At 31.4% G+C, this 11,392-nt stretch carries 10 protein-coding genes; all 10 read right to left on the bottom strand.

The window, feature by feature from the left end; translation table 11 throughout:
- Positions 1-219 precede the first annotated feature (219 nt).
- The 10 genes from J2W48_RS12310 to J2W48_RS12265 all read right to left on the bottom strand — a co-directional run bounded on the left by J2W48_RS12310 (position 220) and on the right by J2W48_RS12265 (position 11,179).
- Entirely contained in the window at positions 220-3,027 is a 2,808-nt protein-coding gene (locus J2W48_RS12310) for a M16 family metallopeptidase (protein WP_310281744.1), read from the bottom strand.
- A gap of 213 nt (positions 3,028-3,240) precedes the next feature.
- On the bottom strand, positions 3,241-3,819 hold the full coding sequence (locus tag J2W48_RS12305; RefSeq protein WP_310281741.1) for a YIP1 family protein: 579 nt from the start codon (positions 3,817-3,819) through the stop codon (positions 3,241-3,243).
- Between the two features lie 10 nt (positions 3,820-3,829).
- Entirely contained in the window at positions 3,830-4,429 is a 600-nt protein-coding gene (locus tag J2W48_RS12300) for a stage II sporulation protein M (protein ID WP_310281738.1), read from the bottom strand.
- The gene (locus tag J2W48_RS12295) at positions 4,404-4,811 is read right to left on the bottom strand and encodes a hypothetical protein (RefSeq protein WP_310281736.1); all 408 of its coding nucleotides are present in this window, start codon (positions 4,809-4,811) and stop codon (positions 4,404-4,406) included. Before J2W48_RS12295 ends, J2W48_RS12300 begins: the two co-directional genes overlap by 26 nt.
- A gap of 83 nt (positions 4,812-4,894) precedes the next feature.
- A complete protein-coding gene (locus tag J2W48_RS12290; RefSeq protein WP_310281733.1) occupies positions 4,895-5,191 on the bottom strand; it encodes a hypothetical protein in 297 nt (98 codons plus the stop codon).
- Positions 5,192-5,291: 100 nt separating this feature from the next.
- Positions 5,292-7,091 carry an O-antigen ligase family protein gene (locus J2W48_RS12285; RefSeq protein WP_310281730.1) on the bottom strand — a complete coding sequence of 600 codons (1,800 nt, stop codon included), beginning with the start codon at positions 7,089-7,091 and terminating at the stop codon, positions 5,292-5,294.
- A 4-nt stretch (positions 7,092-7,095) separates the two neighbouring features.
- Entirely contained in the window at positions 7,096-8,169 is a 1,074-nt protein-coding gene (locus J2W48_RS12280; RefSeq protein ID WP_310281728.1) for an efflux RND transporter periplasmic adaptor subunit, read from the bottom strand.
- A 32-nt stretch (positions 8,170-8,201) separates the two neighbouring features.
- Positions 8,202-9,443, bottom strand: a complete 1,242-nt coding sequence (locus J2W48_RS12275) for an ABC transporter permease (RefSeq protein WP_310281724.1) — start codon at positions 9,441-9,443, stop codon at positions 8,202-8,204.
- 66 nt (positions 9,444-9,509) lie between these two features.
- Positions 9,510-9,977, bottom strand: coding sequence for a hypothetical protein (locus tag J2W48_RS12270; protein WP_310281721.1), 468 nt, complete (start codon positions 9,975-9,977; stop codon positions 9,510-9,512).
- The gene (locus tag J2W48_RS12265; RefSeq protein ID WP_310281718.1) at positions 9,953-11,179 is read right to left on the bottom strand and encodes a transglutaminase-like domain-containing protein; all 1,227 of its coding nucleotides are present in this window, start codon (positions 11,177-11,179) and stop codon (positions 9,953-9,955) included. Before J2W48_RS12265 ends, J2W48_RS12270 begins: the two co-directional genes overlap by 25 nt.
- Positions 11,180-11,392: the final 213 nt, after the last annotated feature.

Genomic DNA, 11,392 nt, shown 5'->3' with positions numbered 1-11,392 from the left:
TAATTTTAGGTAGGCACTCGTCACAGACTAGCACCAGTTGGAGAACATAATCAAACGAATATAAAGGTTTAACATCTAAAATTATAACCAAACTTTGTTTTCCTCTTTCATAAGTAAAAATTCTTTCCACGGCTCTTCATTCAAATTTCTAAGAAAGATTAAATAATATTACTTAGTAGATATCCAATTAGTAATCTATTTTTATTACAAAATTCACTTTTATTTTGTTTCGGGCATCAAAATACCTATTGTTTTGTCTTTTGTTAGATATTTTTGGGATACCTTTTGTATGTCCTTGGCGGTGATTTTATTAATTTTTTCTTCGATTTTAAAAACCTCTTCAGGACTTTCGCCATATATAAATGATCCCGTAAAGTTATTGAGCCAAAACCAATTTTCTTTGCTGTTCTTTTTGTATTCGAGCAATTCAGCTTCTTTGAATTTTTTCAGGTCTTTATCTTCGGGACCGTTGTCTATTATTTTTTGCAATTCTTTTAGGGCTGAGGCTATTAATTTTTCGACATTTTCAGGACCACATGGAAATCCAATTGTAAAATTATATTTTCCTACGGGTATTTTATATATACCGCCTTGAGCATTAATGCCATATACTCCGCTTTCATTTTCTCTTAGTTCTTCGGTTAGTTTTATGGCAAGGATTTCGCCAAGTGCTTTTAGGGCTAGTGCTTCTTTGTCTGAATATTTAGTATCTCCATAATAATTAATAGTTACTGTACTTTTAGGATCTGTACCTTTGTTGACTACTTTTTTTAAATCGCCTTTGATCCATTTGTATTTTGAATCGACTGCCTTTTCATGTTTGTCATTATTTGAAGGTAGTGAGGCCAAATATTTACACGAGAAATTTTCTATTGCTTCGCTGTCTATGTTGCCTACAAAATAGAATTCGAAATCGGCAGCATTGGCAAAACGTTCTTTGTATTTGTTATAGGCTAACGTGTAATCGGTTTGTTTCCATGTTGCTTCATTTGGGATTCCAATATATCTTGGATTGTTTTTGTTTAAAAAAGAGTCAAATTCTTGTTGAAAATACACATTGGGCTGTGAGGCGATGTTTTTTAAATAGGAATCCATTTTTTGTGCAAAACCATCAAATGCTTCTTGGTCAAAGTTTAAGTCGGTAAAATAGGCATGAATAATTTGAAACAGGTACTCAAAATTTTCGGAAGTAGTATTGCCTTTTATCCCTTCGGTTATATCTGATATGTAAGGATTGGCAGATGCAATTTTACCAGCCATAAATTGACTGATTTCGTTGATATTCATTCCTGAAAAACCGGCTTGTGTCAAACCAAAATTTGCAAATTGTATTTTTTTTATTTCATCATCAGAATACAAATTGGTTCCTCCAAAACTAATGCCTTCCATGGTAATATCGGCATTTTTAAAATTGGTTTTTTTATAAACAACCTTTGCTCCATTAGATAAAAACAATGTTGTAGTACCCATTTTAGTATTGAGTTCTTTTTTTATGATAGTTCCTGGTTTTACTTCATTTCTCAATAAACTGGTAACAACTCTTTTTTCTGCGGAAGGTGTTACTTCATCTGGATTCACTTTGAGGGCATTCAAAACTTCTTGTTCGGTAACTTTTTTGAGACCTTCTTTTTCTGGTGCTGTAATTACGATGACTCTATTTTCTTCTTTGACATAATCTTTCATCAAGGTATTTATATCCGTCAAATTAATGTTTTGTAATAATTTTTCGGTAGTTTTTGCAGTCCACTCTATACTAGGGATAGGCGTTTGGGTTAAAAAATGGGATTGATATTGCCCTACATAAGTATCCGAATTTTGTTTGTCACGTTCGTTATAGGCGGCATCATAAGAAGCCTTGGTGCTTGCTTTTGCCCTATCGAGTTCGGTCTGGGCAAATCCATATTTTTTAGCTCTCTCATTTTCGTTAATCAATACTTTGAGGCCAGACAATTGTTTGTCTTCTTGCACCATTGCTACTGATTGATAGGTGCCCTTGGTTCTGTTTAATGCTCCATGAAAAGAATATCCGTAAGTGAAAGGAGGTTTAGGAGCGTTTGTTAATTCATAAAAACGAGTATTTAACATCGTTGCTATTATACCTTCGGTTAATTTCTTTTTATATTGACCTACCGTTTTTGTTTTTTCTGGCAATCCATCATCTTTATAAATTAAACTGACCATTGTATTAGCTGCCTCTTTATCACTTTCTATGGCAACAAAGGTTTCGGAATGATTGGGAACATCATATAGAATTCGTTTTTTCTCATTTTTTGGATTTTCATAATTTTCAAAATGTGCTTTTATTTTTTGCTCCATTTGATCTACATCAATATCGCCTACAACAATAACGCTCATTAAATCAGGACGATACCAATCTTTATAAAATCGAATGATTTCATCGACTTTAAAATGTTCTAAAATTTCTTTTTTACCAATCGGCATTCGCTCTGCATATTTGGATTTATAAAATAGTTTCGGCCAGTATTTATCTCGCATTCTTGCGTCAGCTCCAAGACCTAATCGATATTCTTCCAGCACAACTCCCTTTTCTTTTTCTATATCTTCGGGAGTTAAGTTGGCATTAAAGGCCCAATCTTCAATAATATTAAAACCATTTTCTAGTTTTTCGGGACTGTCCGATGGAATAGGCAGAAAATATACCGTTTCATCAAAACTAGTATAGGCATTCAAATGTTGTCCAAATTTTACGCCTATTGTTTGCAAATAATCGACCAATTTGTTTTTAGGAAAATGCTTGGTACCATTAAAATTCATGTGTTCCATAAAGTGGGCTAAACCTTGTTGATTATCATCTTCAAGAATAGATCCGACATTGACAACGAGTCTTAAATCTACTTTATTTTCGGGCTTTCCGTTTTTTCGAATATAATAGGTCAAACCATTTTTGAGTTTTCCAATTTTTACAGCGGGATCGATAGGAATGGAATCGGTTTCTTTTAATTCTTGTCCAATAGTTATTATTGGAAATAGTATTACCAGTAAAATGGTTTTGAATAGGTATTTCATTTTTTTATTTCTTTTTATTTCTTTTTTTAATCGCTTAACCTAATAAACCTAATTTGTTGAGTCTCTTTTTACCATTCCACCACTCAAACGAATTATCCCTTTTACGTGAGCTGCAATTTCTTTTTTCAATTTCATTAAAACCAGAAAGTATACTCAAATAGGCTTAATCATTATCTTCTGTATAAGTACTTTTTTTTTAAATAAAAAAATATATTACAAAACAAACTCAGCAAAAAACTGACCTAATAAATGAATCGAACCTAAAGGAATTACTACTGCTCCTACTGCTTTTAGCCAGTTCATTTTATACAAATATTTGATAATGAAAATTGGAAGAACAAAACAAAGTGTAGAACTGATGGTAATTATCCAATTAATTAGAATCATATCACCATTAGAATTAAAAAATTCTTGTAAATTCTTTTTAGGAAAATCTATATTATCAAATAAAACTAGCGCCACACAAAGACTTATAGCAGGGAAAATATAGCACAGTCCTGTGTATTTTTGAAAATCTTTAAAATTAGCTTCTCCTCCCAACAAAATGGCAAATAAATGAAATATAAAACTAGATATTAGCCATATCACAATAGCTATTAAAACTGTCATTATAAAACTGAAGGATTGAAGATAGGTGAAAATAGGATTGGATATGAGGTGAACATTTTCAATTGTAATTGTTTTCAAATTTATCAGATAGAAATACTCTGCCAGAATCAATCCGTATATTATCATAATACTCATCACCCAAAAGTGAGAAATATTTTCAGGATTTGTTATCGTTTTTTTCATTGTTGATTTATTATTTTGTTTTAGGAATACTAATATATGCTTCTACAAATGCAGCTGCTAAAATTATTAAGACGGTTAATAAAAAGTATTTGCCTATAAATTTGAAATAGTCACTATTTGGCAGCTCCTTTCCTCTCATATAGTCGATTATTACTTTTGCCAGACTAAAACCAACAGCTCCCGAAAGCCAAATACCAACCAGTTCAAAACAATGGGGTAAAGTATAACGAAATATCTGCCCCACTCCCATACCGTTTTTATGAATGGTAGCAAAAGTATCAGCTGCAAAAAATCCGTTTAGTATTAGATTTGATAGCGTAGCTACGCCTAACATTATACCACCACCAATATTAATAAGACAACATTTTAGGTTGTTTATGAAAATTAGACAAAAAACAGACCAAGTATCATTTTTTAGAGCATGTCCTGTAATCTCACTAACTATATCTAAGCTCTTTTCGGAAGGAATATCTTTAATTATAGCAACATCCAAAAAAAACAATCGGATGACAAAAGGTATTGCCCAAAATATAAAAGATAAGAGCAAAAAGTACCTAAACATTCTTTTTGCTCTCAATAAATTGCTATTTTGTAACATTAATTTTTTCATTTATAAAGTCATCTACTTTTTCAGATATTGTTTTATCAAGATTTTTAACCGTTTTTTCTTTACCATCTTTTGACTTTATAGTTAAAGTCCCATTGTTAATTGTATAACTTTTAAAATTAGACCACTTTATTTTCCAAAATATATGATATTGTATTCCAGATGAACTCAATATCAATTTGAGAGGAGCTATCAAAAATAATAACACAAGAATTGAAAGTGCAAATAAAGCAAAATAGATAAAATACTGATTATCTTTCGAATACAAAAAAAATGGAATTAATAATAATGAAATAAAAAATGGATTGATTGTTTTTTTATTATTGAAAATAATTGAGGGAAGCAAACATATAGTATTATCGAAGTTTGTTTTTATTGTTTTCATAGCAATTAATTATTTTGATTTAAATTAAAAAGTAGTTTAAACAACGTCATTATAACGTCATCTAAACTACTTCTTCTATTTTATTATAAGAATAAACCTCCAGTAAGAGCAGCCCCAGCAAGACCAACAGGAGGAACCCAACCAACAATAGTAGTAGTAGTTCCAACAGCACCTGCAGCTCCCATTAACCCTGCCGAAACAACTCCCCATGCACCAGCAGCTCCACCTTCGGAACTACCAGCCATATATCCTGCGCCTACACTAAGTTGTTGCACATTAATATCCTGTTTTGTACTCTTCATTGTATTTCCTTGCATAAAAGCTAACGAAAAAACCATTGCTACTGCAAAACCTAAAACTACTCTTTTATTTGTTTTCATTGTTGTGAATTTAAAAATTAATGGTAAAAAATTGGATTTAAAATTGTTTTTTAGCCCTCGCTGGGCAATTTGTAAAATTCGGATTCCTTTTTTTAGGGACTCATAGCTTTATTTTTAAAGGTTTAACATTCCGTTTACTATATCGATCGATCAATATTTTCATTTCGGTTTTCATTTCAATACCCGCGGTTGTTGATACTTTTTCTTTTGCGTTTATAATAATTTTAGCAGTTTTTATCGCTTTATCTGTTTGCTGCATTTCTATGTATAGCTTAACTAATAGGTATTTTGGATACATTTTTGCGGGAGTTATCCCTGTAACTACACGGTAGGCTTGCTCGGCTTTGTTGTACTGCTTGAGTTTTTGTAAGGCATTGCCCAAGGTTATAAAAGCGTGTGGGTCGCTGTGTAGGCTTACCGCTTTTTGTAAATGAATAACACTTGCTTGATAATCGTGTTTCAGATATAAAGCCGCTCCGTAATAAAACTGGAACTCGCCATTGTTGTTTAAAAACGGAGATGCTTTTTTATAGTCGTTTATTCCGTTCTTAAAATCGTTCTTCAAAACTTTTGCATATCCATTCGTGAAATGATAGATTCCATATACTTGTCTGCTACCACAATAAACTAAAGCTGAAATGGCTAAAATCCAACTGCATACTAGTAATTTGTTGTGTTTTGAGATTGTAACTATTCTGTACTGTCCTATTCTGAAAATGATAAATAAACAAATTACAAAAAGCAATATTATAGGTGTGCTATTGAAAGGATAAGACACCATACTCAAAACCAACAATGCAATTAATGACGATTTTGCTGCGATATAATATTTTGAACTATTCTCGTTTTGTTGTTTTGCTAATGCAAAATAGAGAATGGCTACAAATAGTAAAAGCCCAATGATTCCCAATTCTATAACTATTTCTAGAAACTCGTTATAAGCACAAGTAACATAATCAGCAAGCTGCATTTGACTCGCTGGAATTGTATTAGTTAAGAAATATGCCGCTTGTACTTTGCCGTAATCTGCCCCAAAAGATCCAGAACCGTTGCCAAACAATGGTTTTTCAACAATCATATCCGTACTGATTTTCCAAATAAGCAAACGCCCTTCGGCAGATTCTTTTTTATAATGAAACAGTGCTATGCAAACAACAACGACAGTAATCAATAAAAAAGTACTCGTAATTATTTTAGAAATTTTACTTTTCAACAAATTTCGGAAGGCATTAGTAAACTTATATTTTTGATTCAATACAAATACAATACTTATACAAATAGATACCCAAGCACCACGAGAATCGCATAAAATAATAAGACATATAGCGCAAAAAAAGCTGAATAAAATGGCTAATAGAAAATTTTCGGATTTAAACAGTTCCTTATAAAAACAAACAACAGCCAATAGAAAAGAGGATATAATGGCTAAATAGCCTGCAAAAGCACCTGGATTTCCGAACAAACCACCTACAACAAATTTAGAATCGGAGTTCGGAATAACACCAAACAATTGACTATAGCCTACCATCAGTTCTAGTACAAATCCAGCAAACAAACCCAAAAACAAAAATCTACCAATTTCTTTATCAGTATTGTATAAAAAGACAAAAACGAAATAGAGCAGAAAGAAAATTAGATAGTTAAAAAGGTTTCCATTTCCCGAGAAAGTTGCATTAAATACATTATTTAAACATACATAAACTACAAAGAGCAAAAGCAAAATTTCAGGAATATTTATTTTAAGTAATTTTTCGCTCTTCCAAAATTGAATTACAGATACAATAGATAGCAGTGTAACAACCAAGTATAAAATAGCTGACGACCATACAAAAAGTGCTGTGCCCATAAAATGGCTAACAATAAAAAGTATAACGACCAATATTCTTGCTGTTGTTTTCATTATATTAGTCATTGATTGTTTTAAATTTTTCGTTTTTTTTCAAACCCTTTAATATCTCGATGTTAAACCCATCGGATAGTCCAGTCGTTAACAACCGTTTTTCTTCTTTATTTTCTTTATTGATTACTGTAACATAGGTCGAATCGTTTTGAAATTGGAGGAATTTTTCTTTTATCGCCAGAACATTTTGCTTTCTTTTTAAAATCATTTCTGCATTAGCAGTATATCCAGAGCGTATCACAAGAGAATCATTTTTTAAATCAAATTTAGCTTCTACATAATATTTCATAACACCCTGTTCGCTGAATCCTTTCGAAGAAATTTTATTAACAATAGCTTCCCGTATTTGATTTTTATAAGCATTAAAACTGAGCATAAGTTTCATTCCCTGATGCAAATAAATCATATCTGTTTCGTTAACATTCCCTTTAAAAACAAAGGTATCAAGCCTTGCTACAATAGCGATTGTTGTACCATCATTAAAATTGTTTCGCTCTGTTATTGACGAACCTTCTTTAAGAGGTAAATCAATAATCGTCCCTGCTGCTGTTGCTCTGACAACATTAGAAATAGTAGTATTTTTTACAAAACCTTCTTCAATAAGCATTAGTTGATTTTTTGCTGATAAATATTGTTCCTTACTTAATTCATATCCTTTTTTGTGATTTTCAAATTCAGCAGGAGCAATAATCTGCTTATCAAAAAGTTTTTTGTTGCGTTCAAAATTCTTTTGTTGATTTTCAAAATTAATTTCAGTTGAAATTAAATTACTCTTTGCCGATTCTAGTTTTGATGCGTCTGGAACTAATTTAACTTGGGCTATTTTATCACCTATATTAACTTTATCGCCAATTTCAACAAATACTTTATCCAATGTTCCTGAAATTGGAGATTTAATATCAATTTCAGTTAATGGATACAAATTTCCCGGAATTACTCTTTTTTGCTCTATTGTTGTAATAAATGGTTTTTCTGTTTTTATAAGTAATGATATATCATTCGTCTTGGAATTATTCCAAATAATAAGCCCCAAAATTGTTGCTATAATCACTACTAAAAATATATTTGAAAACTTCATTATTAATATTATATGTTAAAAAGTTGTTTTATTTACTGTCTTAATGCCTCAATAGGATCAATTTTTGCTGCTTTTTTTGCGGGTAAAAAACCTGACAAAACACCCGAAAAGATTAAAATTATCAAGCAAAAAATGATTACTGGAAAATCAACAGTTGCACTAGTAAACAATGAATCTTTATCGGTAAAAAAAGAACTTAACACCCAATTTATTAATTGGATAACCAAAAACCCAAGCAAAAGACCTAAAATACCTGCGACCGATGTAATAACAATTGACTCTGATAATATTAACCAGATTATTGATTTTTGTTTGGCACCTACTGCTTTTCGAATTCCAATCTCAAAAGTCCGCTCTTTGACAATAACAAACATAATATTGCTAATGCCTACGATACCACTCAATAAAAGACAAGATCCGATAAACCACATAAAAACATTAATTCCAGTAAACAATTTATCGAATGCCTTGACTTGATCTTCGAAATTTAAGATAAATAGTGCTTTCTTGTCTTTAGCACTAAATCCTTTTAATTTACCTAAATATGATTTTATTTCATTCTCAAAATTTGATGCGTCTGTCTTCTTTGAAAGTGACAAAATGAAGGTGTTAAACTCTCTTCCTTGACCGAAACAATCATAAAATGTATTGTAAGGTATATATATTACATTTTGTTCATTTTGTGTAAAAATCGAACCTTTCTCAATAACACCAATTATTGTAAAATAGATGCCCGCAATATTTATAGACTTGCCAATAGGTTTTTCCTTTGGAAATAGAACGTCAGCAACCTGTCTTCCAATCATCGCTATCCTCCTATACTCTTTATTGTCTAGCATATTTATCAACCGCCCTTCATCCGTCTTTATTATTTTTACATTGAAATAGTCTGGTAAAACTCCCTTAATTTGTGGATATGTGATATTTTGCTCGTAGCTTGTCAATGAATTTCCTGTATAATTTAACTCTGGTGATATCGATTCAATTGATTTAAATCTATCTTTTAGTATATTAATATCATTAACATCAAAAACTATAGGTTTTTCTGCAACTGATTTTTTCAAATCTGTTTCAGATACCTGCCCTCCATAAATCCAAAGGCTATTTTTAGCAAAAGAGTTGAATAATTGGAATATCCCATTTTTAAATCCATTCCCTACTCCCAATAAAACAATTAAAATAAAAATACCCCAAATCACACCTAAACTCGAAAGGATACTGCGACTTTTATTTTCTTTTATAGATTTGAATGCTTCTGTAATTGGGTTGTTCAAAATATTTTTTTTATCCGATATAGTTTTTTAATAATCTCCAATGCTAATTAACAATTGTACAAATCTTTACCAGAAGTACTGTTTAGTATCGTTCGTATCAGTATCGGTTGAATTTTCGCAAATAAAAATTCTTTCTTGACTACCTTGGCTTAAATTTTTTAATAAGAACAAACAATTGTTAGGTACACTTTCAAAATCAATAAATGAATCCTTGGCTTTTTTTGAACCTAAACTTTTCCAGCCAAAATCGAAATAGAATAATTCATAGGTATCGCCCATTTGAATTAAATTACAGGTACTTCTCGGAATTATTTTTACTGCTTTAATGCTTTTTGATTGGCTTTTTGATCGATCAACCCCTATCCAGTTTTGTTTTGACGATGAAACAAAATAGGTTTCCATATTGTTGTCATACAGATAGTTTAAATTATCAAAACTCGAATCGAACTGGTAGTATTCTTCGGGTTTCGCTTTTTCGTTATCAAACATAAAGTGCAACTCGGCTATGTTTACCTGTCCTGTGGCATTGGGCAAATACCTGTAATGTTTTTGAATTCAACTTTGTCTGTGCTCTCAGGATATGCCTCAAAAGTGAAAAGATCTTGTTTTGTCTTAAAGTTTTTAGAATTTGAACCTTGAATTTTTGCGCCTATGACTTCATTATAAAAAACATCTTCCACAAAACCATTCTTGGGGTATTTTCTAAATAAACGAATACTGCGTACAATATTTTTTGTTGGAGTTAAATAGGATATATTTTTTGTCCAGCCATGCATCATAAAAGGATTTTCAATTGGCACAATAGTATCGCCATCATAATAACCTACAAACAAAATAGACTCGCAATAAGAGACATTGTTGAATACAGCCTTTTTTCCTATAATTTTTGCCTTTTGCAAACAAACAAATTCTTCGCCTATACCAAAGGCAAATAAATATAAATCTTGAGATGGTTTCCGGTTTACTTCAAATATCAAATTACCTATTTTTCTATCCACATATTCTTTGCTAACATCGATAACATTAGGATTAGACATTGGGCCTTTGGCTGCAACATTCAACGAATTGGAATATACATATCTAAAATATTTGACTCCTCCAAATCCAGAAGGTTCCCATTTTTCGCCAGCATTAAAAGAAAATTTATTTTTCTGAATTAGTGTAACCCAATTGTGTGACCCAGGAAAGTTGCCATATTGAAGCGTAAAATCAATAGCAATTGGTAATCCAATGCTTCTTGCCATTGCGGTATATAAAACATATCGCTGCAAACATTGTCCGATTGGGTTTTGATAAAGAGCTATAAGATTCGGGTAAGGCAATTGCAGTTTTTCATAAAATTGGTATCTTTTAAACAAACTGTCATTCAATATTTTGCATACCTCCAAAGGATCGTCAATCTTGTTTTTTAGAAGATATTGTACTAATTTTTTATTCTTTTCCAAATAAAATTTACGCCAATTCGACTTGGGTTCGTCCATAATTTTATGGGGCAAAACAAATTCGCAAAAATCATCAAAAGGAACTTTTTTTGCCCAAGGAAATTGGTAGGCTTCAAACGCCAGGTCAACGTTCTCTATCAATTCGGCTGCCGTAATCATATTGGCATCCAAATCGAGCAAATTTGGTGATTTATAAAGGAGTTCGTGATCGTATTTCTTTTTAAAATCAAAACTATCCGATAAGCTCGACAAATACATTTTCCTGTAAAGAGGCACAATATCTTGGTCTGCCATTGTTGTTAAGCGCGTTTTATTATCTAAATTCTTTATCAAAAAAAGCATGGCTCTTTTTTTCAAGGAATCTTTTGGGGATGAATAATGCTGTACAGCTTTTTTTAGTTCTGGATATTCATTAATTCGCTCACTTACTGTTTTGCTTTTTAACTGCTTATTTTTTTTATTATTTTTACAACTGCCTAAACACACTGTAATTAAAAGTAAAAAAAT

It is taken from the genome of Flavobacterium piscis (assembly GCF_031457575.1).
GTDB lineage: Bacteria > Bacteroidota > Bacteroidia > Flavobacteriales > Flavobacteriaceae > Flavobacterium > Flavobacterium piscis_A.
This window is presented reverse-complemented; position numbering and strand designations above follow the sequence as displayed.

Bases quoted from the DNA above. Each gene is read 5' to 3' on its own strand.
- J2W48_RS12300 (WP_310281738.1), bottom strand. From the start codon at position 4,429: ATGAAAAAATTAATGTTACAAAATAGCAATTTATTGAGAGCAAAAAGA.
- J2W48_RS12310 (WP_310281744.1), bottom strand. From the start codon at position 3,027: ATGAAATACCTATTCAAAACCATTTTACTGGTAATACTATTTCCAATA.
- J2W48_RS12290 (WP_310281733.1), bottom strand. From the start codon at position 5,191: ATGAAAACAAATAAAAGAGTAGTTTTAGGTTTTGCAGTAGCAATGGTT.
- J2W48_RS12295 (WP_310281736.1), bottom strand. From the start codon at position 4,811: ATGAAAACAATAAAAACAAACTTCGATAATACTATATGTTTGCTTCCC.
- J2W48_RS12265 (WP_310281718.1), bottom strand. From the start codon at position 11,179: ATGGCAGACCAAGATATTGTGCCTCTTTACAGGAAAATGTATTTGTCG.
- J2W48_RS12285 (WP_310281730.1), bottom strand. From the start codon at position 7,091: ATGAAAACAACAGCAAGAATATTGGTCGTTATACTTTTTATTGTTAGC.
- J2W48_RS12280 (WP_310281728.1), bottom strand. From the start codon at position 8,169: ATGAAGTTTTCAAATATATTTTTAGTAGTGATTATAGCAACAATTTTG.
- J2W48_RS12305 (WP_310281741.1), bottom strand. From the start codon at position 3,819: ATGAAAAAAACGATAACAAATCCTGAAAATATTTCTCACTTTTGGGTG.